26 protein-coding genes are annotated in these 24881 nt (G+C 73.2%); 14 read left to right on the forward strand and 12 right to left on the reverse strand.

Translation table 11 applies throughout. The features are described 5' to 3' along the window. Positions 1-182: 182 nt before the first annotated feature. On the reverse strand, positions 183-1034 hold the full coding sequence (badI, locus tag DT057_RS15100; protein WP_128562928.1) for a 2-ketocyclohexanecarboxyl-CoA hydrolase: 852 nt from the start codon (positions 1032-1034) through the stop codon (positions 183-185). A 215-nt stretch (positions 1035-1249) separates the two neighbouring features. On the opposite strand from badI, the gene msrA reads away from it, so the two are divergent. Next, positions 1250-1768, forward strand: a complete 519-nt coding sequence (gene msrA / locus DT057_RS15105; RefSeq protein WP_128562929.1) for a peptide-methionine (S)-S-oxide reductase MsrA — start codon at positions 1250-1252, stop codon at positions 1766-1768. Positions 1769-1877: 109 nt separating this feature from the next. Here the strand turns inward: msrA and DT057_RS15110 are convergent, their stop codons facing one another. Further along, positions 1878-3014: a serine hydrolase domain-containing protein gene (locus DT057_RS15110; protein WP_128562930.1), complete on the reverse strand. Its 1137-nt coding sequence runs from the start codon at positions 3012-3014 to the stop codon at positions 1878-1880. An 82-nt stretch (positions 3015-3096) separates the two neighbouring features. Further along, the gene (locus DT057_RS15115) at positions 3097-4104 is read right to left on the reverse strand and encodes a zinc-dependent alcohol dehydrogenase family protein (protein ID WP_128562931.1); all 1008 of its coding nucleotides are present in this window, start codon (positions 4102-4104) and stop codon (positions 3097-3099) included. Between the two features lie 231 nt (positions 4105-4335). On the opposite strand from DT057_RS15115, the gene DT057_RS15120 reads away from it, so the two are divergent. From DT057_RS15120 to DT057_RS15135, 4 genes are all read left to right on the forward strand, one after another. Then, a complete protein-coding gene (locus tag DT057_RS15120; RefSeq protein ID WP_128562932.1) occupies positions 4336-4827 on the forward strand; it encodes a DUF992 domain-containing protein in 492 nt (163 codons plus the stop codon). A gap of 85 nt (positions 4828-4912) precedes the next feature. Then, a complete protein-coding gene (locus DT057_RS15125) occupies positions 4913-5170 on the forward strand; it encodes a hypothetical protein (RefSeq protein WP_128562933.1) in 258 nt (85 codons plus the stop codon). Between the two features lie 179 nt (positions 5171-5349). Then, positions 5350-7323, forward strand: coding sequence for a sensor histidine kinase (locus DT057_RS15130; RefSeq protein ID WP_128562934.1), 1974 nt, complete (start codon positions 5350-5352; stop codon positions 7321-7323). A 140-nt stretch (positions 7324-7463) separates the two neighbouring features. Next, on the forward strand, positions 7464-8693 hold the full coding sequence (locus DT057_RS15135; protein WP_128562935.1) for a tetratricopeptide repeat protein: 1230 nt from the start codon (positions 7464-7466) through the stop codon (positions 8691-8693). 9 nt (positions 8694-8702) lie between these two features. Here the strand turns inward: DT057_RS15135 and DT057_RS15140 are convergent, their stop codons facing one another. Further along, the gene (locus DT057_RS15140) at positions 8703-9425 is read right to left on the reverse strand and encodes a response regulator (protein ID WP_128562936.1); all 723 of its coding nucleotides are present in this window, start codon (positions 9423-9425) and stop codon (positions 8703-8705) included. A gap of 193 nt (positions 9426-9618) precedes the next feature. Beyond that, positions 9619-10668, reverse strand: a complete 1050-nt coding sequence (locus tag DT057_RS15145) for a GAF domain-containing protein (RefSeq protein ID WP_128562937.1) — start codon at positions 10666-10668, stop codon at positions 9619-9621. A gap of 388 nt (positions 10669-11056) precedes the next feature. Here DT057_RS15145 and DT057_RS15150 point away from each other — a divergent pair, with 388 nt between their 5' ends. The 8 genes from DT057_RS15150 to DT057_RS15185 all read left to right on the forward strand — a co-directional run bounded on the left by DT057_RS15150 (position 11057) and on the right by DT057_RS15185 (position 16662). Then, positions 11057-11479: a DoxX family protein gene (locus DT057_RS15150; RefSeq protein WP_128562938.1), complete on the forward strand. Its 423-nt coding sequence runs from the start codon at positions 11057-11059 to the stop codon at positions 11477-11479. Positions 11480-11900: 421 nt separating this feature from the next. Continuing rightward, complete coding sequence (locus tag DT057_RS15155; RefSeq protein WP_128562939.1) at positions 11901-12230, forward strand: hypothetical protein; 330 nt, start codon at positions 11901-11903, stop codon at positions 12228-12230. A 362-nt stretch (positions 12231-12592) separates the two neighbouring features. Further along, positions 12593-12823, forward strand: a complete 231-nt coding sequence (locus tag DT057_RS15160) for a hypothetical protein (RefSeq protein ID WP_128562940.1) — start codon at positions 12593-12595, stop codon at positions 12821-12823. Positions 12824-12965: 142 nt separating this feature from the next. After that, complete coding sequence (locus DT057_RS15165; protein ID WP_128562941.1) at positions 12966-13187, forward strand: hypothetical protein; 222 nt, start codon at positions 12966-12968, stop codon at positions 13185-13187. Positions 13188-13305: 118 nt separating this feature from the next. Then, positions 13306-13587, forward strand: coding sequence for a hypothetical protein (locus DT057_RS15170; RefSeq protein WP_128562942.1), 282 nt, complete (start codon positions 13306-13308; stop codon positions 13585-13587). Between the two features lie 259 nt (positions 13588-13846). Then, positions 13847-14092: a PilZ domain-containing protein gene (locus DT057_RS15175; RefSeq protein ID WP_162501418.1), complete on the forward strand. Its 246-nt coding sequence runs from the start codon at positions 13847-13849 to the stop codon at positions 14090-14092. Between the two features lie 161 nt (positions 14093-14253). Further along, positions 14254-16230 (forward strand): methyl-accepting chemotaxis protein, encoded by a 1977-nt coding sequence (locus DT057_RS15180; RefSeq protein ID WP_128562944.1) that lies wholly within the window; start codon positions 14254-14256, stop codon positions 16228-16230. Positions 16231-16476: 246 nt separating this feature from the next. Beyond that, complete coding sequence (locus DT057_RS15185; RefSeq protein ID WP_128562945.1) at positions 16477-16662, forward strand: hypothetical protein; 186 nt, start codon at positions 16477-16479, stop codon at positions 16660-16662. Between the two features lie 58 nt (positions 16663-16720). On the opposite strand, the gene DT057_RS15190 is transcribed toward DT057_RS15185, so the two are convergent. The 3 genes from DT057_RS15190 to DT057_RS15200 all read right to left on the reverse strand — a co-directional run bounded on the left by DT057_RS15190 (position 16721) and on the right by DT057_RS15200 (position 19032). Further along, positions 16721-17056 carry a hypothetical protein gene (locus tag DT057_RS15190; RefSeq protein ID WP_128562946.1) on the reverse strand — a complete coding sequence of 112 codons (336 nt, stop codon included), beginning with the start codon at positions 17054-17056 and terminating at the stop codon, positions 16721-16723. Between the two features lie 299 nt (positions 17057-17355). Then, positions 17356-18375, reverse strand: coding sequence for a TRAP transporter substrate-binding protein (locus DT057_RS15195; RefSeq protein ID WP_238312882.1), 1020 nt, complete (start codon positions 18373-18375; stop codon positions 17356-17358). A 240-nt stretch (positions 18376-18615) separates the two neighbouring features. Further along, positions 18616-19032 carry an OsmC family protein gene (locus DT057_RS15200; protein WP_128562947.1) on the reverse strand — a complete coding sequence of 139 codons (417 nt, stop codon included), beginning with the start codon at positions 19030-19032 and terminating at the stop codon, positions 18616-18618. A 113-nt stretch (positions 19033-19145) separates the two neighbouring features. Here DT057_RS15200 and DT057_RS15205 point away from each other — a divergent pair, with 113 nt between their 5' ends. Continuing rightward, positions 19146-20735, forward strand: coding sequence for an ABC transporter substrate-binding protein (locus tag DT057_RS15205; RefSeq protein WP_128562948.1), 1590 nt, complete (start codon positions 19146-19148; stop codon positions 20733-20735). Between the two features lie 49 nt (positions 20736-20784). Here DT057_RS15205 and DT057_RS15210 read toward each other — a convergent pair whose 3' ends face one another. From DT057_RS15210 to DT057_RS36160, 4 genes are read right to left on the reverse strand one after another with little or no spacing between them, the layout of a single operon-like run. Next, the gene (locus DT057_RS15210) at positions 20785-21819 is read right to left on the reverse strand and encodes an ABC transporter ATP-binding protein (RefSeq protein WP_128562949.1); all 1035 of its coding nucleotides are present in this window, start codon (positions 21817-21819) and stop codon (positions 20785-20787) included. Beyond that, entirely contained in the window at positions 21816-22796 is a 981-nt protein-coding gene (locus DT057_RS15215; protein ID WP_128562950.1) for an ABC transporter ATP-binding protein, read from the reverse strand. The genes DT057_RS15210 and DT057_RS15215 overlap by 4 nt, the downstream gene beginning before the upstream one ends. Further along, a complete protein-coding gene (locus DT057_RS15220) occupies positions 22793-23683 on the reverse strand; it encodes an ABC transporter permease (RefSeq protein ID WP_203236286.1) in 891 nt (296 codons plus the stop codon). The genes DT057_RS15215 and DT057_RS15220 overlap by 4 nt, the downstream gene beginning before the upstream one ends. Next, the gene (locus DT057_RS36160; protein WP_203236287.1) at positions 23680-24657 is read right to left on the reverse strand and encodes an ABC transporter permease; all 978 of its coding nucleotides are present in this window, start codon (positions 24655-24657) and stop codon (positions 23680-23682) included. Before DT057_RS36160 ends, DT057_RS15220 begins: the two co-directional genes overlap by 4 nt. Positions 24658-24881: the final 224 nt, after the last annotated feature.

The following is a 24881-nucleotide window of genomic DNA, read 5'->3' on the forward strand; positions in this document are numbered from 1 at the left end:
TGAGACACTTTAACTTTGCGCCTACACCGGCGATTCGCATAAGCAACATTATGGAACCGAGGGAAGCCTCCGGTGCCCCGGCGCTCGCCGGCCAACCACCTTCCTGACCGCGCAAGGCCCGTCCGGCAAGTCCGCCGCCTCGGATCGGCGTCCGGCGGCCCGCCGCCGCGGCGCGACCAGCCTCAGCCTCGGCGATCCTCCGGGTCCTCGCGGTCCACAGGCCCTTCGCGGTCCACAGGACCGCCGGTCCGGTTCGCGGGATTGCGGAAGTCGGGCTTGCGCTTCTCGCGGAACGCGGCTCCGCCCTCGCGGGATTCGGCGGTGTCGTAGTAGAGGCTGAGCGCCTGCATCCCCATGCTGGCGATGCCCCGGATGCTCTCGGTGTCGGCGTTGAAGGAGCGCTTGGCGATGGCGAGCGCCGTCGGGCTGCGCTCCATCAGCTCGGCGCACCAGCGGTCGATTTCGGCGTCGAGCTCGTCGTGCGGGACGACCGCGTTGACGAGGCCGAGCTGGAGCGCCTCCGCGGCGGTGTAGCGGCGGCAGAGATACCAGATCTCCCGGGCCCGCTTCTCGCCGACGACCCGGGCCAGATAGGCGGTGCCGAAGCCCGGATCGACCGAGCCGACCTTCGGGCCGACCTGCCCGAACTGGGCCCTCTCGGACGCGATGGTGAGGTCGCAGAGCGTCGCCAGCACGTTGCCGCCGCCGATGGCGAAGCCCTGGACGCGGGCGATCACCGGCTTGGGCACGTCGCGGATGAGGCTCTGCAACTCCTCGATCGGCAGCCCGATCGTGCCGCGCCCGTCGTACTGGCCGTCGTGGGCGGCGTGGTCGCCCCCGGTGCAGAACGCCTTGTCGCCCGCCCCCGCCAGCACGATCACGCCGACCGCCCGGTTCCAGCCGGCGCGCTGGAACGCCTGGATCAGCTCCTCGACAGTCGCGCCCCGGAAGGCGTTGTAGCGGTCGGGACGGTTGATGGTGATCCGGGCGACGCCGTCGTCTCGCTCCTCGTACAGGATGTCCTCGTAGGTCATGGTACGCTCCCGTCGCTCCCGGCCGGCCGATCGCCTTGCCGGTCCCACGGGCCGCATCGCCGGGCTCGGGGGCAAGGGGCGCGCTCCGCCGCGGCGGGGCCGGTGTCCCGCCGTCGGGCGCGTGACCCCGCACCGCAGGCCCGGCGCGCGGGGCCGCTTCCTATATTGTGGCCGGGACGGGCGGAACCAGGCCCGCACAGACAGGAGGACGGACGATGGCTGAGGAGAGAGCGGTTCTGGCGGGCGGCTGCTTCTGGGGCATGCAGGACCTGATCCGGCGCCAGGACGGGGTGGTGTCGACCCGCGTCGGCTACACCGGCGGGGAGGTGCCGAACGCGACCTACCGCAACCACGGCACGCACGCCGAGGCCATCGAGATCGTCTTCGACCCGGCGAGAACCAGCTATCGCCGGATCCTGGAGTTCTTCTTCCAGATCCATGACCCGACGACCCCGAACCGCCAGGGCAACGACCGGGGCCCGAGCTACCGCTCGGCGATCTACTACACGGGCGACGCGCAGCGCCGCACCGCGCAGGACACCATCGCGGACGTCGAGGCCTCGGGCCTGTGGCCCGGCCGGGTCGTCACCGAGGTCGCGCCGGCGGGCCCGTTCTGGGAGGCCGAACCGGAGCATCAGGACTACCTCGAGCGCCATCCCGGCGGGTATACCTGCCACTTCGTCCGGCCCGGCTGGACACTGCCGGTCCGCGCGCGGGCTCTCCAGGACACCTGAGGGCATCGAGGCCCGCCGCCCCCGCGCGGGGGCTCGCCGCGGCGCGCGAGGCTCCGTCCGCGGCGGGCTCCACGAGGGTCGCGGCGGGCATGGGCGGCCGGCCCCGAACTTACGGCCGGCGCGCCGCGACGACGCGCGCCAGGAAGGGATCGAGGGCCGCCTTGTCGATCCAGCGGACGACCACCACGAGTTCGTGGTCGGGATCGACCCAGATCATGTTGGCGCCGGCGCCGAGGGCGGAGAAGGCCGCGGCGGGAAGCTCGGGCCTCGCCGCCTCGCCCCGGTTCAGCCACCAGAGGTAGCCGTAGCCCGGCTGGGTGCGCGAGGGCGTCAGCATCGCCCGGATCCAGGCCTCGGAGAGGAGGCGCCGCCCGCCCCAGGCGCCTCCACGCGCGATGAGGAGCCCGAAGCGGGCGAGATCCAGCGCGCCGATGAACAGGCCTCCGCCCCAGTGGCCGCCGCCGGGAACCGACTGCACCGGCCGGCCTCCGATCTCGGTCCAGGCGTTCCGGTAGCCGTGCCACTCCCAGTCCGGCGACGCCGCGATCGGGTCCATGATGCGCTCGCGCAGCACCTCGGGCAGCGCGCGGCCGAACCGCATCGTCAGGCAGTACGCGAGCAGGTTCACCCGCACGTCGTTGTACTCGTAGTGGGTGCCGGGTGCGTTCAGGCGGCGCCGCTCGCCCTTGCGGCTGTTGTCGGCGCCGGGGCCGACCTGCCTGAAATGGTCGACCTGGTCGGACTTGCCGAACAGGGTGCCCTGCCACTCGCTCGATTGATGGAGCAGGTGGCGCCAGGTGACGCCCGCGTTGTGGGCCCCCTCGAGGAGCGGGCCCGGCACGCGCGCGCGCACCGCCTCGTCGACGTCCGGGATGAGCCCGTCGTCGAAGGCGAGCCCGGCCAGGACCGCGAGGACGCTCTTGGCGACCGAGAAGGTCATGTCGGCCCGCGCGGTGTCGCCCCAGGCGGCGACGCGCCGGCCCCGGGCCAGGATCACCCCGGCCGGGCCGCCGCGCTCGCGCACGGGCCCGACGATCTCGCTCCAGGGCCCGCTCTCGTTCCACTCGACGAGCCCGACGTAGCGGCCGTCCGGGTGATGGAGGCTGCGCGGCCAGGGGGATTCGTGGGCCTCGGCGAACGCGATCGCCCCGGCGAGCCGGCCCGCGTCGAAGCCGGCCGCGCGGGGATCGACCGGCTCCCACCCGGCGTCCGGGCCGGGACAATAGGGCTCGCTGTGCCGCGCCACGCCTGGTCTCCCGAACGTCAGAGGTCCGACCCGCGCCCTGCCCCGGCCCGGTAGCCGCGCCGCAGGGGCGCGGTCGCCGGGCTCAGAGCGCGATGCAGATCTTGCCAAAATGCGCGCCGGATTCCTCGTACCGGAAGGCGTCCGCGAGGTCCTCGAGGCCGAAGCTGCGGTCGATGACCGGCTCCAGCCCGGTGGCCTCGAGGCCGCGCACGAAATCCTGCTGGTGGCGGCGGCTGCCGACGACGAGGCCCTGCAACCGCGCCTGCTTCACCATCATGGCCGCGGTCGGCACCTCGCCGCCCCGGCCCGTGAGCACGCCGATCAGGGAGATGTGGCCGCCGTTCCGCACGGCGGCGATGGATTGCGGCAGCGTCCCCGGACCGCCGACCTCGATCACGTGGTCGACGCCCCGTCCCTCCGTCCAGCGCCGCACCGCCTCGCCCCAGTTCGGCTCGGCCCTGTAGTTGATGCCGTGGTCGGCTCCGAGCGCGCGGGCCCGCTCGAGCTTGGCCTCCGACGAGGAGGTCGCGACCACGCTCGCCCCCATGGCCTTGGCGATCTGGAGGGCGAAGACCGAGACGCCGCCGGTGCCGAGAACCAGCACGCTGTCCCCGGCCTTGAGGCCGCCGTCGGCCACGAGGGCGCGCCAGGCCGTGAGGCCGGCGGTGGTCAGCGTCGCGGCCTGCGCGTGGCTGTAGCCGCGCGGAGCCCGCGTGAACCAGGTCGCGGGCCGGACCACGATCTCGCGGGCGTAGCCGTCCACGCCGTCGCCCGGGACGGTCGCGAAGTCGCCGGTCGTCGCCGGGCCGTCGAGCCAGTGCGGGAAGAAGCACGAGACGACGGCGTCCCCGGCCGCGAACTCGGCGACCCCCTCCCCGACGGCCTCGACCACGCCGGCCCCGTCCGACAGGGGTATGCGGCCGCGGAACTTGGGGTCGCCCGAGCGCGCGACGCCGTAATCGTGGTAGTTGAGGGAGCTCGCGTGGATCCGCACCCGGATCTCGCCCGCGCCGGGCGCGCCGGGCTCCGGCAGCGCGACGCGTTCCAGCCCATCCAGTCCGCCCGTGGCGCCGATCCTGACCGCTCGCACGACATCCTCCCGGGGTGAGTGCGGAAAGAATAGGGCGCGGCGCCGAGGCGGCCACGGCCGCGACGGCGAAGACGCGCCGGCGAGGACCGCGGCAGCGAGAGTCGCGGCGGCGACGCAACACTCTACGGCATACGCCTGAAACGCGGGCCCGGCATGGTTAACGCCACGCTTCGAGGCGCGGCCCGCCGGCCTGCCGCGCCCTCCCGCCGAGCACGTTCAGGGTTTCGTTCCATGCACGCCGTCGCCGCCGCCCTCACCGCCGCCGTCCTCGCCGCAGGAGCGGCCTACGCCCACGAGACCCTGACGCGCACGCCGCGCCAGCAGGCCGGCACCCTGACCTGCACCACGAGGCCGGACCTGAGCCTGGTGTTCGGCCGGATTCCGGTCGCCGACTGCACGTTCGTGGCGGATCGCGGCGGCTTCCGGCAGAGCTACGCGGCCATGCTCTCTCCCGTCCGGCGCACGCGGGAGGTGGCCGTGGCCGAGACCATGACCTGGAGCGTCATGACGGCGGACGGCTTCAGCCGGCCGAGCATGATCGGCGGGGCGTTCCTGGCGCTCGCCGACGCGCCCGAAATCATCGCGCCGCCGCGGGCGCGCGACGGCAAGGCCGGCGCCGTGACCCTGAGGCTCGTCAGCCACTCGGGTCAGCGCGTCGCGAAGTTCGCGCTCGGCACGCCGCGGGTCGATTTCGCGGCAATCGGTACGCAGCTCACCCGCTGAGGCCGCAGCCGTGCCGCCGGCCGGCTCCAGGCGCCTCCGCCCGTCACCCTCCCGGATGCGATCCGGAGACAAGGAACCTCCCGTCGTGCTCAAGCTCATCACCGGCTCCTGCATCGCCCTGCTCGCGGTCGCGGCCGCCTCGCAGGGCTGCGCGCAGGGCACCGATGCCCAGCAATCCGCGTGCACGCCCGACGTGATGCGCCTCTGCAGTTCCGCCATCCCGGATGCCGCCCGCATCGCCGCGTGCCTGTGCGGCCAGGAGCAGGGCCTGAGCCCCGCCTGCAGGGCCGCCGTCGGGGCGAACGACGGGAAGCCGGGCCGGCGCCCGCGGAGCGGATCGTGAGCCTTGCGAGGTAAGCCTTGCAAGTCCGGGCGCCCGCGTCAGGTTGGGCGTGCGGTGAACGCTTGAAGGACCGTGGGGCAGGATGGCACCCTCGCGGGGCGACGCGTCGCCCGCGCGGTCGCCAGCGCCCGGGGTCACCGCCGGGGCCGGAGGGACGGTCGCGACCAGGGAGGGCGGGCTTGCAGCGGTTCATCCGGGCCTGGCCGATCCGCCGCCGCATCCAGGCGATCGCGGCGATCAACTCCGTTCTGGCGGTGGTGCTGATCCTGCTCATGTGGAGCAGCGCCGGGGTGCTGTCGCAGGCATGGACCGACCTGCGCAGGGTGCGCCAGTCGGAGGATTTCCTCGGCCTCCTCGACCGCGACACCGAGCGCCTCCAGAACCTGATCCACCGCTACATCAGCAAGGCCGATCCCGGCGTGCTGGCGCGGATCGACGACCTCAGGGACACGCTGATCAGCCGACTGCGGGTGCAGGCGCGGCTCGACCCGCTCATCGCGGCGCCGGCGGAGGACCTGAGGGCGGTGACGGAGCGCTTCATCGCCGGCTTCGACAGCGTCCGGAAGTCCCGCGCCCGGATCCAGCAGATCTACGACGGCGCCGTCGACGCGCCGGCGCGGGCGATGGCGGACCTCTATTCAGAGATCGAGGGCCTCGACGCCTCGCAGCCCGCGCGGGCGCGCGAGCCGCTTGCCCGGTCGCGGGAGGCCTTCCACGCGATGATGCTGGCCGCCCACGCCTTCTACCTGTCGGGCTCGCCCGACGCGGCCGCCGAGGTGCGCCGGCACGCCGCCGCGATCCGCAGCACCATCCCTCCGCTGCTCGAGCGCGCGGCCGCCGGGGAGGAGCGCCGCGCCCTCGCCGAGCTGGACGGCCGCCTTCAGGCCTTCGACCGCGGCCTCGCGACGCTCTCGGCGGAGTTCGGCACCGAAGCCCGGGTCCTCAAGGACGACATCGACGGCAACGCGGACGCGATGTCGGGCCTGATCGAGACGATGGCGCATCACGTCCGGGCGCTCGAGCGCGCGGCGCAGCGGCGCTTCGACCAGACGCTGGAGAGCGCCGCCTTCACGCTCGGCATGATCGCCCTCGCCTTCCTGGCCCTGGTGGCGGTGGCGGGCACGGGCGTCTCGAAGAGCATCAGCGCGCCGCTGCGGGCCCTGCGGGCCGCCATGCTGGCGATCGCGGCGGGCGATTACCACCGCGAGGTCCCGGGCGCGGAGGCCCCCGACGAGATCGGCGACATGGCGGTCGCGGTCGAGGTTTTTCGGGAGAACGCCCTGGCGCGCCTGTGCGCCGAGGAGGAGCTCCGCCGCGCCAAGGAGCAGGCGGAGCAGGCGCTCGCCGAGCTGCGCGACACCCAGGCCAACCTGATCGAGGCCGAGAAGCTCGCGGCCCTGGGCGGCCTCGTCGCCGGGGTCGCGCACGAGGTCAACAACCCGGTCGGCATCAGCCTCACGGTCGCCTCGGCCCTGACCCAGCGCTGCGCCGCCATCGCGTCCGACCTCAACGCCGGCCAGATCCGCCGCTCGCAGCTCCTGGACTTCATCGAGGGCGTGCGGGAGGCCGGGTCCCAGCTCGTCGCCAACCTGCTGCGCGCCGGCGACCTCGTCGAATCCTTCAAGCAGGTCGCGGTCGACCGCAGCCACGACAGCCGCCGGAGCTTCGATCTCGCCCATACCTGCGAGCAGATCGTGGCGAGCCTCCGGCCGGAGCTGCGCAGCGCGCGCATCACGCTCCGGCTCGACCTGCCCGCCGGCATCGCGATGGACAGCTACCCGGGACCGCTCGGGCAGGTGCTGACGAACCTCTTCATCAACGCGGTCCGGCACGGGTTCTGCGACCAGGAATGCGGCACCATCTCGCTGGCCGCCGAGCGGGTCGGCGCCGACCGCGTCGCCCTCGCCTTCGGCGACGACGGCGCCGGCATGACCGAGGAGGTCGCCCGCCGCGCCTTCGAGCCGTTCTTCACGACGCGGCGCGGCAACGGCGGGACGGGCCTCGGCCTGCACCTCGTGTTCAACATCGTGACGCACCAGCTCGGCGGCCGCATCGCCCTCACCTCCGCCCCCGGGGCCGGCTGCCACTTCGTGCTGACGCTGCCCCTCGTCGCGCCGTTGCAGGAGGCGCGCGACATGTTCCGGGTGGCGTGATTTGCCCGCCCGGCGCCGAAGCCGGGAGGGGGCCCGGCGGCGCCCGGAGCGCGCATCGACGCTCGACATCGTGCCGCAAAGCGGCATAGATCCCCCCCGTATCAGCCAGAGAGAGACGCGAGCGCGGAGAGCAGAGGGCCGTGACGCCATTCGCCGACACCCCGCTCCCGCTTCCGGACCGCCCCTCCGTCGCCGTGCTGCCGCTCGCCGACGCCTCCGGCGACTACGAGGCCCAGATCTTCGCCGACGGCGTGACGGAGCACCTCACCTACACGCTGGCCTGCACGCCGGGCCTGTTCGTCAGCGGCCGCAACTCGGCCTTCACCTTCCGGCGCCAGCAGGTCTCCCCGGCCGAGGTCGGCCGCGCGCTCGGCGTCGCCCACGTGCTGGAGGGCACGATCGCGCGGGCCGACAACCGCGTGGCGCTGAGCGCGCGCCTGAGCGCCACCGACGGCACGGGCCTCTTGTGGTCGCAGGAGCTCGCGGGATCGGCCGAGGAGATCTTCGCGCTCCAGACCGCGATCGTCGAGCGCACCGTCGCGACGATCGCCCCCGGGATGCGCCTGGACCGCTCGGGCATCGCCCGCACGCGCTTCCCGGCGGATGTCGGGATCTACGCCCAGTTCCTGTCGACCTACGCGACGTTCTCCTCGCTCAGCCGGGCGAGCATCCATCCGCTGCTGCACTCCCTGGATGCCGTCATCCAGTCCATCCCCGAGCAGCCGCTGCCCCTGGCGCTGAAGGCCCAGTGCTACACCTTCCTGGTGGCGCAGGGCTGGAGCGGCGACGGCAGGGCGGATGCCGAGGCGGGCGTGCGTTTCGCGCGGCAGGCCCTGTCGCGACCGTCGGCCCGCGAGAGCCCGGCCACGCTCATGATGGCCGGCCACACCCTCGCCTTCCTGGGCCAGGACTACGAGGTCGCGGTCGGCCACCTCGACCGCTCGCTGCGGCTCAACCCGAACTCGACGATGGCGTACGAGCGCAGCGGCTGGGTGCGCTGCTACGTCGGCGAGCCGGAGCTCGCGATCGCGCATTTCCGGAGCGCCCGGCGCCAGAGCCCGCTCGACCGGGACACGTTCCTGTTCGATTCGGGGCTCGGCCTCGCCCTGTGCATGCAGGGCGAGCACGAGGAGGCGGTGCACTGGCTCGACCGCGCCATCACCGACAAGCCGTCCTGGACCAGCAGCTACCGCGTGCTCGCCGCGAGCCTCGCGCATCTCGGCCGCCACGCGCAGGCCCGGGACGCGGTGCGCGCGCTGCTCGCGCGCGAGCCGGGCTACCGCATCGCCCGCGCGCTCCAGCTCTACCGGCCCTCGCCCGGCAAGGAGATCTTCGTGTCCGGCCTGCGCGCGGCCGGCGTGCCGGAGTAGCCCGGGGCCTCAATCCCCGTCCGGCCGGAAGACGTAGCCCAGCCCCCGCACGGTGCGGATGAAGCGCGGGTTGGCCGGGTCCGGCTCGATCTTGCGGCGGATCCGGGTGATGCGTACGTCGATGGCGCGGTCGAAGGCGTTCGGGTCGCGGGCATCCGCGAGGTCGAGGAGGCGCTCGCGGGTGAGCGCGCGCTTCGGGTGGTCGGCGAAGGCCTTGAGCAGGTCGTACTCCGAGCGCGTCAGCGTCTGCTCCTGCCCGGCATCGTCGCTCAGGCGCAGCGCGTCGAGCTCCAGCCACTTGGTCCCGAACCGGATCCTGGCTGGCGCCGGCGCCCCGGGCGGGCTCGCGGGCGCGCCGCCGTGCGCCCGCCGCAGCACCGAGCGGACCCGGGCCACGAGCTCGCGCAGCTCGCAGGGCTTGGGCAGGTAGTCGTCGGCGCCGAGCTCCAGGCCCACCACCCGGTCGATCGGGCTCGCGGTGGCGGTCAGCATGATGATCGGGATCGTGCTGCGCGATTTGAGGTCGCGCACGATCGAGAGCCCGTCCTCCTCCGGCATGTTGAGGTCGAGGACGATGAGATCGGGGGCGTGGGTCTCGAGGTGGGCGCGCAGGCTGCGGCCGCCGTCGCACAGGGCCACGTCGAAGCCGTGGGCCGCGAGGTACTCGCCCACCATGGTGCGGGCGTCGTGCTCGTCGTCCACCACGGCGATGTGCGGCGGGGCGGCGGTCACGTCGGGCACCCCGCGACGGGCCCGCGCCGGAATGCGGGGATCGTCGGGACCCGGGCGGCCGGGGCTGTCTCTGTCGTCGCCACTCTCGATCCTCCCGCACGCGCCGTCCCGGCGGCGCACCCATCCCGGCCGTCGGACTCGCGCGCGCCGTCCCGGCCCTCTCACCCGACAGGACTCGGCGCGGCCGGACGGCTCACGCGATGAAGGACGCCCCGCTGATCGCGCCGGCGAAGAGCCTGACCGTGAGGATGTCGTCGTCCGTGAAGATGCCGGGGAGCCGCGAGCACAGTTCGAGGGCGCCGACCACCTCGCCGCGGCGCAGGACGGGCACGGCGATGACCGATCGGCCCCGCACGGGCACGGCGGTGCCGAAATCCACGCGGGTGTCTCCGACGAGGTCGCTCGAGAACAGCGGCTGCGCCGCCCGCATGCAGAGCCCCGCCAGCGTCTGCTCGTGGGCCCGGCGCGTGCCGAGCTGCTCCGCCACCGAGCCGATGGCGGCGCTGTAGACGATCCCCTCGCCCTCGCCCGCCACGAAGGCGGCGCCGTCCGCGCGCGGGACCGCCGCGAGCGTATCCTGGAGCACGGCCCGGAGGTTGGCCTCCATCCCGCCGGCGCTGGCGGCGGCGGTCTGCTGCGCCCGGATCAGCGCCGCGCAGCGCGCGGCGTCCGCCTGCATCCGCTGCTGGGCGCGCGACTGGGCGGCCAGGGCGCGGTCGCGCTGGATCAGCGCCTGCCGGAGCGCGAGCTGGGTCATCACCTGCCGGGCCAGCGCGCGGAGCCCGTCGGCCTGCACCGGAGTCAGGCCCTCGGGGCGGGGCTGCTTGTCGACGACGCACAGGGTCCCCAGGGCGACGCCGTCGGGCGTCTCGAGGCGGGCGCCGGCGTAGAAGCGCAGGAACGGCGCGCCGGTCACGAGCGGGCTCGACCGCGTGCGCTCGTCGCGCGCGAGGTCCGGTATGACGAGAAGGTCGCGCTGGCCCAGGGCATGCACGCAGACCGAGTGGTTGAGAGGCGTCTCGCAGGCGTCGAGCCCGACCCGTGCCTTGAACCACTGCCGGTCCGCGGCGAGCAGGCTGACGAGGGCGACCGGCGTGTCGCACATCTGGGCGGCGAGCATCACGATGTCGTCGAAGCCGGGCTCGGGCGGCGTGTCGAGGATGTCGTAGCGCGCCAGGGCCGCGAGCCGCTCGGCGTCCGAGGTCTGGGGCGCAGGCGCCGTCGGGGCGGTGATGGCTGTCATGCGGTGAGGCGGCCGGGGGTGCGAGCGTCGGTCCTGCACGAGCGGGGCTGTGCCGAGCGCGTGAGCCGCGCAGGTCTCTGACACGATACTCGCCCCCGTCATCCGGCCGCCTCGTCGCGGAGCGTGTACGCCAAGCGGATTGCCGCCAGATTGCGTCCCGTGTTTCGGCGCCAGGCCAGGGTCCCGGGGTCGGGCCCGGACGCAAGCGGCCGGCAACACCCGGACACAATCCGTTGCACGCACCGGCCTTTCCGGCTTACTGCTCAGCTCGACGCGCGATCAACCGTCCCGCCGGCCGGAGCCGGCGGAGACGGGTCCGGGCGGGGCCGCGCGCTCGCGGAGCCCGCGGCCCCGCCCGGCCGTCGCGGCACAGGCAGGAACGTTTCCGATGGTCAGAACCGACGCTCTCACGACCCTTCAAACCGAGTGGGCCCCGCGCCTGTTGAGCGTGCTGCGCGTCGTGGCGGCCCTGATCTTCCTCCTGCACGGCACGCAGAAGCTCCTCGGCTTCCCGGCCCCGCCCCAGAACGGGCTCCCGGCGGTGCTGTCCCAGCTCTGGATCGGCGGCGTGCTCGAACTCGTGGGCGGCCTGCTCCTCCTCGTCGGCCTCTTCACCCGGCCGGTGGCCCTGATCCTCTCCGGCGAGATGGCGGTGGCCTACTGGATGTTCCACGCCCCGCGGAACCTCTATCCGACGCTGAACGGCGGCGACGCCGCGATCCTGTACTGCTTCGTGTTCCTCTACCTGGTGGCGGCGGGGCCCGGGCCCTGGAGCGCCGACGCCCTCCTGCGGCGACGCGTGCGGACGTAGCGCGGGGCGCCGCCGGGCGCTCCCGAATCCCCGCATCGCCCCGCCTCGTCCCGGCGGGCCGCGCGGATGCGGGCTGCGGCCACATCAGAACCGACGCGCCGGGGCCTCTGACAGATTCGTTCCGCGACTGCTGCCCGTAGTCGCACAACCATTTTGTACGATTGCCTTGTGCGTTGCAGCATGGGACATTCGGGCCATGCACCGGCGCGATGGCGTCGCGGCGGTGCTCGCCCTCCTTGGGCGTTTCCTCCCTAGACTTCGGGCCGCTCGCAAGGGCGGCCTTTTTTCTGTGCCGGACCTCGGACGCGGCCCGGACCGATGTGCCGCGAGGTCCACGTGGCGCGCGCCCTGCTCCCGCGCTCCGCTCACCCCCCGACGCCGCCCGAGGGGACGAGCCTTGCGCCCGTCTTTGTCCACGACCATGCGCTCGACGCTCCGCGGTGGCCCGGATCGCGGCCGTTTACGTTTCGTCAAGGTTAAGCAGGGATTGCCGCGCGACGTGGGTTTCGATCGATCCCGTCGCGGTGTTAGTATTTTGTTCATGCACTGGCCGAGAGTGGACCGCCCGATGTTCAACCTGCCTTCGATCGGACTTTCCGCTGGACTTTCCGCTGGACTTTCCGCCCGCGCCCGCGCGGCGAGACGGGCGGTCGCACGGGACGCGGCCCACGTGGCCGATGCACTCGGCACCGCCTGGACCGCCGTTCTGGCCTGGACCGTCCTGGCGACGGCGCGGTACGTCTTCGACTGAGCGGGGCCCGAGCCGAGACGCCGTCATCCGCCGGGCCCGGCCCCCCCGGCGCCGGGCACCTCCGGGTCGCCCGGCCCGCCCCTTCCAGCCTCGGACGCGGGACGCGCGCTCCCGGAGCGGAGAGTTCCGAGCGGCGGGCCCGATGCCCGTCCGGCAGCTGCGGCGCACAACCGATGCCGGCGACGCCGGATCCGCCGCGCCGCGCCGTCGCCGTAACCTGCGCCTCTCGCACGATGTCCCGCCGGCGGTCGCCGTACCCGGATAAACAAAAGTGAAGGACCACCGCCCGCCGGTTCGCTCTAGTCCCGGCGCGAAAGCACAATGGCGACAATAGCGCCAGGCTCTCGCGGGAGGAGAACGCCATGCAAGACCTCGATCTTGACGAGCCGGCGGATCTGACTGTTTGGTGCTCCGGACCCGGCCGGATCAAGGCCGTCGAGCCGATGGCGTTCACAACTCTCCGGGCGGCACTGTCCGCCGCCAGGAGCGTGATCTCGACGCCGGGTTTGAGGCCGTGGATTGTCACGGCGGGCGGACTGATCTTGACGCCCGCTTGGCTCGAAGGCTACGCCGCGCACGCGCTGTCGTCGTGACGTTGCCGGCCGCGGGCGGGCCGGGGCCGCGGCGCTCCGCGACTTAACGGCTAAGTTGCAGTACCGGGCTGCGATTGTGTGTATGACAACGAACACTTCACGATCCCGGCTCCTCGCGAGCTCCTCGCCCCGCGGTGCACAGATGGATGACGCAGCCCCACCGCACGAAGCTTTCCTGCGGGCCCAGAACGTCTACTTCTGCGTCGTCAACCAGCTCACGCACATCTGGGAGCGCGAGCAGCAGGGGTTCTCGACCGATGCCGAGGAGAAGGTGCTCCAGGCACTCAGTTCCGCCCTCGGCCTCGCCTACGGCAGCGACCTGATCGCCGGCTCCGCCACCGTCAAGCCGACCCTCGTCGCGTGAGCCGCGGGGCCGAGGCGCCCGCGCGCCGGCGGCGCCTGCCCGCTACCCTCGCGATCCGCCATGAACTCAGCCGGGGTGCCCGCGTTACCGCAGGAACCGCGACCTCAAGGAGAGCTTCATGCGTCCCATCCTCGCAGGCTTCACCACGGCCCTCGTCCTCGCACTCTCGGGTGCGGCCCACGCGCAGACGACGGTCGCCCCGACCGCGCCCACCGCCCCCGGCGTCACCGGAACCGTCGCCCCCTCGCCCGGCAATACCGGCAGCAATCCCAACGTGACGATCGCGCCGGGCCCGACGGGCGCCTCGACGATCCAGACCGATTCGGCGACGGGCGGGAACGCCGGCCAGCCCGAGCGGGCGGTCCCGCAGGGCGGCGGCAACGCCGGCGGCGGCAAGTAGGCCCGCCGCAGCGCCTGGCGCCGGCCCGGGGCCCGAACCCCGGGCCGGCCTCTCGGGAGGACCGAGCGCCGCCGTGTCGCGTCGCGGCCCCGCTCGCCGTGCCGGTCACGAGCGTCGCCCAGGAGGTCTCGAAGACCGCCGGCCCGGGGGGCCGGCGTCGCCCGCCGTCCGGCTGCAAGACCGGGTTAAGCAACCACAGGAACCCGATCTTATGGTTTGGGCCCCCATCCTGGCGGCGGGCGGATTCCCGGGATCCTCGATGGCCGAACGCAGACACATCAAGCGCCAGCCGACGTCCCTGCGCGGGCGCCTGATCCTCGAGGTCGGGCGCGACGTGCTGGAATGCCGCGTCCTCGACGTCACGACCGTCGGGGCGAACCTGGAGGTGCCGGAGCGTGTCGCGGTTCCCGCGCGGTTCGACCTCCTCATCGGCTCGGGCGGGACGATGCGTCCCTGCACGATCGTGTGGCGCCGCTCCGACCGGATCGGCGTCAGGTTCCTCTGAAGCCGGCGCCCGCCGCGTCGCGCTCCTGCGCCCTCGGGCGATCCCGGCGGCTCACGGGGCCGGCCCGGCGCGTTCCGCCGGAAAATGCGCCGACCGACATCAATTGTTCAGGGCTCGCGTGCTTACGTAAGGACAACGCAGAGCCGATCACGAGACACGCGATGTTCGCAGCCGCCAAGCACGCCCGCGCCGCTGCCAAGCTCAACGCCATCGAGCGCTCGCAGGCCACCATCGCCTTCGCGCTCGACGGCACGGTGACGGAAGCCAACCCGAATTTCCTGGCGCTCATGGGCTACCGCCTGGAGGAGGTGCGCGGCCGGCATCACCGGCTGTTCGTCGATCCCGCCGAGGCCGAGGGGGACGCCTACAAGGCGTTCTGGGACAGCCTGCGCCGGGGAGAATTCCAGAGCGCCGAGTACAAGCGCCTCGCCAAGGGCGGCCGCGAGGTCTGGATCCGCGCGACCTACAACCCCGTGCTCGACACCCGCGGGCGCACGATCCAGATCATCAAGTTCGCCCTCGACATCACGGCCGAGAAACGCGCCAGCACCGAGGCGGCCGGCCAGATCGCCGCCATCCACCGCTCGCAGGCCGTGATCCACTTCGACCTCGACGGCACGGTCGAGGACGCCAACAGCCACTTCCTCGAGGCGCTCGGCTACGAAATCCACGAGGTGCGGGGCCGGCCGCACCGCATGTTCGTGGACGAGGATCACGCCGCCTCCCCGGAGTACCGCGCCTTCTGGGAGGCGCTCGCGGGCGGCGCCTACCGGTCCGGCGAGTTCAAGCGCCTCGGCAAGGGCGGCCGCGAGGTCTGGATCCAGGCCAGCTACAACCCGATCCTCGACGCGAGCGGCCGGCCGATCAAGGTCGTGAAGTACGCCACCGACATCACCGCCGCGAAGCTCGCCGCCGCCGACATGGCCGGGCAGGTGCAGGCGGCGGGCCGCTCCCAGGCCGTGATCCAGTTCGACATGGACGGCGTGATCCAGGACGCCAACGCGAACTTCCTCGACGCGCTCGGCTACGAGCTCGACGAGATCAAGGGCCAGCACCACCGCATGTTCGTCACGCAGGCCTACGCCGCCAGCGCGGCCTACGCGGCCTTCTGGACGGACCTGCGGGCCGGCAAGTACTCGTCCGCCGTCTACCCGCGGATCGGCAAGGGCGGCCGCGTGGTCTGGATCCAGGCGACCTACAACCCGGTGCTCGACCTCGGCGGCCGGCCCTTCAAGGTCGTCAAGTTCGCCACCGACGTCACCCGGAGCATGGCGGTGCGCGCCCGCGCCATCGCGGCGGCCGAGCAGACGCTGAACCGGGTGCAGGCCGTCGCGAGCGCCTCGGAGGAGATGCACACGACCTCGGCGGCGATCGCCCGGCAGATGATGCAGTCGCAGGAGGCCGTCGGCGAGATCCAGGAGCGCGTGGCGGGCGCGGGCGCCGCGACCGAGAAGCTCGGCCAGGCGGCGCAGGCCATGAACGGCGTCGTCGACGCGATCACCTCGATCGCCGAGAAGATCAACCTGCTGGCGCTCAACGCCACGATCGAGGCGGCCCGGGCGGGCGCGGCCGGGCGCGGCTTCGCGGTCGTCGCCGCGGAGGTGAAGAACCTCGCCGGCCAGGCTCAGGCGGCGACGACGCGGATCTCCGGGGAGATCGCCGCGATGCAGTCCGTGTCGCGGGAGGTCGGCGCGGCGCTGGTCTCGATCCGCGGGGCCGTCGACGCCGTCCAGGGCTTCGTGGCGCAGACGGCCGCGGCGAGCGAGCAGCAGCGGGCCACGACCGGCGAGGTCAGCACCAACGTCCAGACGACCGCCACCGGGGTCGCCGGCATCGCGCGCAACCTCGACGAGTGGCTGGTGGGCGTCGAGGAGCGGCGCAGCGACGAGCGGATCCGCACCTCGATCCCGGCGACCATCGAGGTCCCGCCGCGGGCGGGCGACGGGCCGGGCGGCGCCGAGCCCACGCGGCTGCCCTGCATCATCATCAACATATCGGAATCCGGCGCCAAGCTCTCGGTCGACGGCAAGTCGGTGCCGGAGATCTTCCTGCTGCACGCCCAGGGCGGTCCCCCGCGCACCTGCCGCGTGATGCGCCGGCAAGCCGACGAGGTCGGGGTCCGCTTCGAGGCCGCGTGACGTCGCGGCCGTGCCGGGCCCCGCGCGACGGAGCCGCCGGGCCCCGCGGCCAAGCGACGACGGCGCTGGCCGGCGAGACATCGTTTATCCTGGGGATAAGGCACCGCTTTCCGCGAAAAGCGGGGATCGCTTGCCGAACGCATAGATCCTGTTCGGCGGCGCTGCCTAGGTTGAGCGCGGCCAAGGAGCTCGACCATGCCGCGTTTCCGGCTGCGGGTCCTCCGCCGCCGGACGGGTGACGGCGGCATGGACGTTCACAGCGAGTGGGTCACCGCCGACACGGCGGAGGACGCCGTCGCTCACGCGCAGGCGCTCACGGACCAGATCCTCGACGGCGCGAGCGGCGTCGGCATGCTGAGCGACGAGGCCGAGAACCTCGTGTGGTCGCGCCGGCAGGATCTGCCCAAGCCCGCCATGCCGGGGGACCCTTGAGCGCGCGCCGGTGCGCGCGCCCCCGGCGGACGCGCCGCGGCGGCGGCCCGGACCCCGCTCAGGCCAGGTTGGCGCCGGCGACCGGGCGCAGGAGGTCGGCGTCGGGCGCGGCCCGGGCATGTCTCGGCGCGACGAGCTCGATCGTGGTGGTCCAGAGCCGCCAGGGCGCCGCGAGGGGCAGGAAATCGGCTTCGTCGAGCACCAGGTGCGAGCGTCCGTCCTGCTCCACGGCGAGGCGGAAGGGCTGCTCGCCCGGAGGCCCGATCAGCACGACGGTCAGGATGTTGCGGCCGGGCTGCAACCAGGGCGTGACATCGTAGGTGAACCCGTCCTCGCACGGATCCAGCCCCTCGATCGCCGGCTGGGTCACCGCGTACGTGTTGAGACTGACCATAGCGCGGCATCCTGCCCCCGACATCGTCAGGCGCAACCGCTCCCCGGCTCGCATGTGCATGATTGGCCTCGTTCCAAGGCCAGGATTGGCTGCTTCGCCGGTTTTCCACAACCAGAACGAGACGCGAACGGCAACAAATTGTTAACCATGTTGCCGCGATGCTTGACGTGGCCGGTCGCCCCGGATCCGTTACTGATCACGCGGCGCCCCTCAAGGCTCGGCCCGAAGCTTCTCCGCAGTCGAGGGCCCGGCGCGCGGGCGCGGGGCCGCGGAGTGGGCGGCGGCCCCGTCCGCGGGCCTCAGGCGCCGAGGGGCCCGGTATAGCTCTCAAGCGCCTGCCAGGCCTCGGCGCCGAACCTGCCCTTCCACTCGGCGTAGTAGCCCGCGCGCACGAGGGCGGCGCGGAAGGGCTCGCGGTCCGGCGTGTTGATGATCAGGCCCTTGGCCCGCAGCAGCGCCTCCCCGTCCGCGTCCATCTGGGCGAACGTCCTGCGCTGGGTGTCGACGGCGGCGTCGAGGTGGCGGCCGATCAGGGCGCGGGCGTCCGCCGGCAGCGCCTCCCAGGCCCGGGCGTTGGCCAGGATCCACAACCCGTCCCAGCTGTGGCCGGTGCGCGAGAGGTACTTCTGCACCTCGTAGACCTTCGTCGCCTCGATCTGCGGCAGGGAGTTCTCCATGCCGTCGGCGATGCGCGTCTGCAGGGCGGCGTAGGTCTCGGCGAGGTTGATGGTGGTGGGCGAGGCGCCGAGCGCCTTGAACAGCGAGGTCAGCAGCGGGCTCGGCGGCACCCGGATCTTCAGCCCCTGGAGGTCGGCCACGCTGGCGATCGGCCTCACGCCGGTGATCACGTCGCGAAAGCCGTTGTCGACGACCCGGAAGGCGTGCAGGCCGAACTTGCCGAGGGCCGCGCGGATGCGCCCGCTGAGGTCGCCCCCGTCGAGGGCGCTCCAGAGCGGGCCGTAGCTGGAGAACGCGAAGGCCACGCCCGGGATGCCCGCCAGGGGGGCGAGGGATTGCAGCGAGCTCACCGAGGTGACCGAGAACGCGATGGCGCCGGAGCGCAGCTGCGACTGCATGCTCGGCTCGCTCCCGAGCTGGCTGTTGGGATAGAGCACGATGTCGATCTCGCCCTGGCTCTCGGCCCGGATGGCGTCGAGCGCCGCGGCGAGGCAGGTGGTGGCCGGGTGGGCCTGCGGCATGGGCGAGCCCATGCTCATGCGCGGCAGCGCGCCCTCGGCGCGGGCGCGCCGGGGACGCAGCGGAAGGGCCGCCGCCGCGGCGCCGGCCCGACGCACGAATGCCCTGCGTGTGATCGCCATGACGTCCTCCCCGTCCCGTCCTTCAGCGCCGGGATGACCCCGATCCTAGAACGCTTCCCGCCGAAGTGGACACCGGTCCGGCGCGAGGGAGCGCATCACAGGGACGATTGCGCGCCGCGCCTTCCGGACCGGCGCCCGGTGGACGAGCAGGCGGCGGGATCCCGGGGGGGCGGGCGGGCTGCCGCGGCGTCTCGCCGGGGGCGTCGGTGCCCGGCAGCGCCGCGCCCGCACGGGGCGCCTTCAGGGGACCGCCCTGACCGCGACCTCGATCGGACCGCCCCGCCGGATGGTGTTGTAGACGGGGCAGTGGCCGATGAAGTGCGCCGTCAGCCGCTCGGCGGTGCCCTGGTCGACCCCCTCGACCGTGATGGCGACCAGGATGCTCCGGAAACGGCTCTCGTCCGCCTCGTCGCGGGTCGCCGTGACCTCGGCGCCCGCGCCCCGCACCGCGACGTCGAGGTCGCGCGCGTCGCTCTCGACGCTGGCGATGGCGCAGGAGGCCAGCGCCGAGACGAGGAACTCGATCGGGTTCGGCGCCACCGACGGCTTCTGCCGGATCAGCGCCGAATCGGAGAGGAACACCTTCCCCGGGCCCTCGAGGACGTAGCGCCCCGCCTCCCTCGTGGTGCGCGCGGTGACCGCCTGGATATCGCTCATGGTCGCCCATCCTGTTGCCGGGCCCCCACCCTGCCCGGGTGCGGGACGCCGTGCCGTTGAAATAGCACACAGTGTTTGTAGACTACGGCGTGAACCACGGAACCCCGAGCCGCATGCGCCCTCTCCCCTCGCTCGCCCTCGCCGCCGCCCTGATGCTGGCCGGCACCGGCGGCGCCCTCGCTCAGACGCTCACGATCGGCGTCAGGGCCGGCCCCGAATCCATCGATCCGCACTACACCTCAACGGGCACGCATGCCGAGACGCTGAAGCACGTCTTCGACACCCTGGTCTGGGCCGGCGACGACCTGTCGCTTCAGCCGCGCCTGGCCGAGAGCTGGACGCCCGTCGATGCCACGACCTGGGAGTTCAAGCTCCGGCGCGGCGTCAAATTCCACGACGGGTCGGACTTCACGGCCGACGACGTCAAGTTCTCGATCGAGCGCTCGCGCAAGATCAGCGGGCCCAACCCGACCTCGGTCTACGTCCGGCGGGTCAGGGATGTCACCGTCGTCGACCCCTACACGGTGCGGGTCGCCACGAATGGACCGGCCCCGACCCTGCCCAACGACTTCGTGCGCGTCTTCATCGTGTCCGAGAAGGCGGCCAGGGACTACTCGACGCAGGAGACGGCCAATCCGGGCTTCAATTCCGGCAAGGCCGCGATCGGCACGGGACCGTACCGGTTCGTGTCCTGGGTCCCGAAGGACCAGCTGGTGCTCGAGCGGTTCGACGGGTTCTGGGGCGGCCGCGAGCCCTGGGAGAAGGTGGTCCGCAAGGAGCTGAGCAACGACGCCGCCCGGGTGGCGCAGCTCAAGGCCGGCCAGGTGGACGTGATCGCGCGCACCCCCTCCTCCGACATCGCCACCCTGTCGCGCGATCCGAAGCTCGCCATCGTGTCGACGGGCACGATCTACGTCTTCAACCTCGAATTCGACTTCCGCGAGAAGCCCCCGCAGGTCAGCGCCAAGGACGGCTCGCCCCTCGCGAAGAACCCCTTCCTCGACCCGCGCGTCCGGGAGGCCTTCGACCTCGCGATCGACCGGGAGGCCCTGGCCGAGTTCGCCACCGAGGGCCAGGCGAAGCCCGCCTCCCAGCTCGTGACGCCGAACATCTTCGGCTACAACACGGACATCCCGGTCACGAAGCCGGACGTGGCGCGGGCCAAGAAACTGCTGGCCGAGGCCGGCTACCCGGACGGGTTCAAGGTCGCGCTGAGCTTCACGAGCGACCGCCTCCCGGGCGACAAGGAGGTCGGCACGACGCTCGCCCAGATGCTGGCCCGGATCGGGGTCGCGGTGACGGCGAACGCCCAGCCGACGGCCCTGTTCTTCCCCGCCCGCCAGCGCGGCGAGTACTCGCTGGCGATGTGGGGCTGGGCGACCTCGACCGGGGAGGCCCACTACACGCTCTCGTCGCTCAACCACAGCTTCGATGCGGCCAAGGGGGCCGGCAACTACAACGTGACCGGCTACAGCAACGCCGCGCTCGACGGGATCATCGACCGGGCGGCGGTCGCGCTCGACGAAGGCCAGCGGCGCGGCCTGCTCCAGGAGGCGCTGGCGCTCACCGCGCGGGACCGTCCGCGCCTGCCGCTCGTCATCATCGGCACGGCCTGGGCCGCCCAGAAGGCGCGGGTCGTGGTCACGCCGCGGGTCGACGAGGACACGCTGGCGATGAACATCAGGCCGGCGCCGGGCCGCTGACCGGCGCCGGGCAGCTGAGCGCCGCCCGATCCGCCCCGCGGACCCGGGGTCACGGGGCGGGCCCGCCGCCGGGCCCGCCCTCGGCGAGATGGCACGCGGCGAGGACGGGCCCGATCGGGCGCAGGGCCGGCCGCTCGGCGCGGCAGCGCGCCACCGCGAGGGGGCAGCGGGTCTCGTAGGGGCAGCCCGGCGGGCGCTCGAAGGGCGAGGGAAGCTCGCCGCGGATCGGCTGGAACCCCGCCCGCGGGCCGTCCTTGATCACCAGCCGGGGCACGCTCGCGAGGAGCGCGCGCGTGTAGGGGTGGCGCGGCGCGGCGTAGATCTCCGCCACGGGCCCGATCTCGACGATCCGTCCGAGATACATGATGGCCACGCGGTCGCAGAGGTGACGCACGACGCCGAGGTCGTGGCTGATGAACAGCAGCGTGAGGTCGAGCTCGCGGCGCAGCGCCAGGAACAGGTTGACGATCTGCGCCTGGATCGAGACGTCGAGCGAGGCGACGGGCTCGTCGCAGACCAGGATGTCGGGCCGCATCGCGAGCGCCCGGGCGATCGCGACCCGCTGGCGCTGGCCGCCCGAGAACTGGTGCGGGAAGCGGTCCGCGAAGGCCGGGTCGAGGCCGACCCGCGCGAGCCAGGCCGCGACGTAGGCCCGGGCCTCACGGGCCCGCGTCAGCCCGTGCGCGACGGGCCCCTCCGCCAGGGCGTCGCCCACCCGCATGCGCGGATCGAGCGAGGCGTAGGGGTCCTGGAAGATCATCTGCACGCGCGTGGTGAGCTTGCGCTCCCCGGCACGCACCGGGCTGCCGTCGACCAGCGCCCGGCCGCGGCTGGGGGTCGCGATCCCGGCCGCGATGCGGCCGAGGGTCGACTTGCCGCAGCCCGACTCGCCGACGAGGCCGAGCGCCTCGCCCCGGGCGACCGTGAGGCTCACCGCCTCGACGGCGTGGAGGGCGTGGTCGGCGCCGGCCCGGCCGATGGCCGCGAGCAGGCGCGCGGCGAGCGGCGCCGGCGTCGCGAAGCGCTTCGAGACGCCGGCGAGCTCGACGAGCGGCCGGGTCGCGGCGGGCGCGGGCCGGCTCATGGCGCCGCTTCCGGGAGCGGATTGTGGCAGCGGAAGCCGTGCTCGCCGTCGGCGCGGCGCTCCGGCTCGGCCGTCCGGCACGGCTCGGTCGCCCGCCCGCAGCGCGGGTGGAACGGGCAGCCCGCCGGGCGGGTCAGGAGCGAGGGCGTGGTGCCGGGGATCTGCGCGAGCGGCTCGCCCGGCCGTCCCTGGGCCGGGAGGCTGTCGAGCAGCCCGCGCGTGTAGGGGTGGCGCGGGCCGCGCAGGACCGCCGTCACCGGGCCGTCCTCGACGATCCGCCCGGCATACATGACGGCGACCCGCTGGGCGACGGACGAGACGACCGCGAGGTCGTGGCTGATCCAGATCATCGCCACGCCGGTGTCGCGCACGAGGTCCGTCATCTCGCGCAGGATCTGGGCCTGGATCGAGACGTCGAGGGCGGTGGTGGGCTCGTCCGCGATGATGACGGAGGGACGGTTGAGGAGCGCGCACGCGATGGCGACGCGCTGGCGCATGCCGCCCGAGAGCTCGTGCGGGTAGGCGGCGAGGCGCCGCGCCGGCTCGGGGATCCCGAGGCGCCCGAGGATCTCGACCGACCGCGCCCGCCGCGCCGCCGCGGGCCGGCCGCCGTGTGCCGCCAGGGCGAGGTCCATCTGGCGGCCGATGGCGAGCATCGGGTTGAGGGTCATCATCGGGTCCTGGAACACCATGGCGATCTCGCGCCCGCGCACCGCCCGCAGCTCCGCGGCGCGCAGGCCCACCAGCTCGCGGCCGCGGTAGCGGATCGAGCCGCCGACGATCCGCCCCGGATCGTCGACGAGGCCGAGGATCGAGAACCCCGTGATGCTCTTGCCGGAGCCCGATTCCCCGACGAGGCCGAGCACCTCGCCGCCGCGCAGGGTGAAGGAGACCCCGTCGACCGCCTTCACCACGCCGGCCCGCGTGAAGAAGTGCGTGCGCAGGTCCGCGACCGCGAGGGCGACGTCGGCGGTCACCGGCGCAGCCTCGGGTTGAGCTGGTCGCGGAGCTGGTCGCCGACGACGTTGATCGCCGTGACGAGGACCACGAGGGCGACGCCGGGAAAGACGGAGATCCAGTAGCGGCCCGAGAGCATGTACTGGAACCCGTTGGCGATCAGCATGCCGAGGGAGGGCTCGGTCGGCGGCAGGCCCACGCCGAGGAAGGACAGGGTCGCCTCGAGGGAGATGGCGCCCGCGACCTGGACGCTCGCCACCACGATCACCGGCGGCAGGGCGTTGGGCAGGATGTGGCGCCACAGGACGGTGCGCCCCCTCAGGGGCGTCGACAGGGCCGCCGCCACGTAGTCCTTGTGCCGCTCGGCCGCGGCGGCGCCGTGGGCGGTGCGCGCGACGTAGGCGTACTGCGCGACGACGAGGGCGGCGATGAGCTGGAGCTTGCCCTGGCCGAGAAGCGCCGAGAGGACGAAGGCGAGGAGGATCGCCGGGAAGGAGAGCTGCAGGTCGACGACGCGCATCAGGGCGCCCCCGAGCCGGCCGCCCAGATAGGCGGCCGTGATGCCGGCCGCGGTGCCGATGCAGAGCGCCAGCCCGCCCGCGACGAGGCCCATCTCGAGGGAGATGCGCAGCCCGAACAGCATCGCGGAGAGCAGGTCGCGGCCCTGCGCGTCGGTGCCGAGGAGGTGCGTGTACCCGCCCGACCCGACGTAGCCCGGCGGCCGGCGGGCGTCGCGCAGGGACAGCGACGCGAGGTCGTAGGGGTCCTGCGGCGCCACGAGGGGCGCGAACACCGCCGTCAGGACGATGGCCGCGACCACCACGAGGGCCGCGAGGGCGGCCTTGTTCTCGCTGAACTCGCCGACGAAGCGGCGCAGCGGCGAATCCGCGGGTCCCGCCTGCGTCACGACGCGGACCGCCGCCTGCGCAGGCGCGGGTCGAGGGCCGCGTAGGCGAGATCGACCATCAGGTTGATCACGATGAACAGGAGCGCGATCAGGATCAGGTAGGCGACCATCACGGGCCGGTCGAGGGAGGTGATGGAATCGATGATGAGCTTGCCGAGGCCCGGCCAGGAGAAGATCGTCTCGGTGACGACCGCGAAGGCGACCGTCGAGGCGAATTCGAGCCCGAGCACCGTCACGAGCGGGATGGCGATGAGGCGCAGGACGTGGTGGCGCAGCACCGCCCATTCCGACAATCCGGCCGCGCGGGCGAACTTCACCGTGTCGCTCAACATGATCTCGAGCGTGCCGGCCCGGGCGAGCCGGATCATCAGCGCGAGCTTGAACAGGGCGAGGTTGAGCGCCGGCAGCACGAGGTGGGCGAGCCCGTCCAGGGTCAGCAGGCTCCACTCGGTCCCCAGGACGGCGACGGTGGCGCCGCGGCCCCCCGCCGGCAGCCAGCCGAGCCAGACCGCGAAGACCAGGATCAGGATGAGGCCGATCCAGAAGGTCGGCACCGAGACGCCGACCACCGAGGCCGCCATCACGGCCCGCGCGGCGGCGCTCCGGGGCCGGTAGCCGGCATACATGCCGAGCGGCACGCCCGCCGCGACCGCGACGGCGACCGCCGTGAGCGTGAGCTCCAGGGTGGCGGGCAGCCGGGTCAGGATGAGGTCGAGGACCGGGAGGTCGTAGACGAAGGAGCGGCCGAAATCCCCCTCGAGGAAGCGCCGGAGGAAGCCGAGGTACTGCCGCCAGAGCGGGAGATCCAGGCCGTAGCGCGCGATCACCTCGGCGCGCACCGCCTGCGTCGCGTCCGGCCCGATCAGGACGTCGATGGGGTTGCCGATCGCGTACACGCCGGCGAAGACCAGGACCGACATGGCCAGCATGACGGCGGCGGCCTGGAGCAGGCGCTGGAACAGGATCTCGACCATGTCCCTCGGACGGACGGGGCTGCGGGGAAGGCTCGGGCGGCGGCTCCCGAGCCGCGCCCGTATCGCGCGAAACGGCCACGGCGCCTAGGGCCTTGCGCGCCGGCGCGCCCGGATGCCGGACCGGCCTCGCGGCCGGCGCGCCCGGCACCTATATAGTCACTCTGTTTGATATACTATTGCGCGGGCGCGGACGCTGCTAAGGTGCGGCGGGCCCAATCACCGGA

Source organism: Methylobacterium crusticola (assembly GCF_003574465.1).
Lineage (GTDB): Bacteria > Pseudomonadota > Alphaproteobacteria > Rhizobiales > Beijerinckiaceae > Methylobacterium > Methylobacterium crusticola.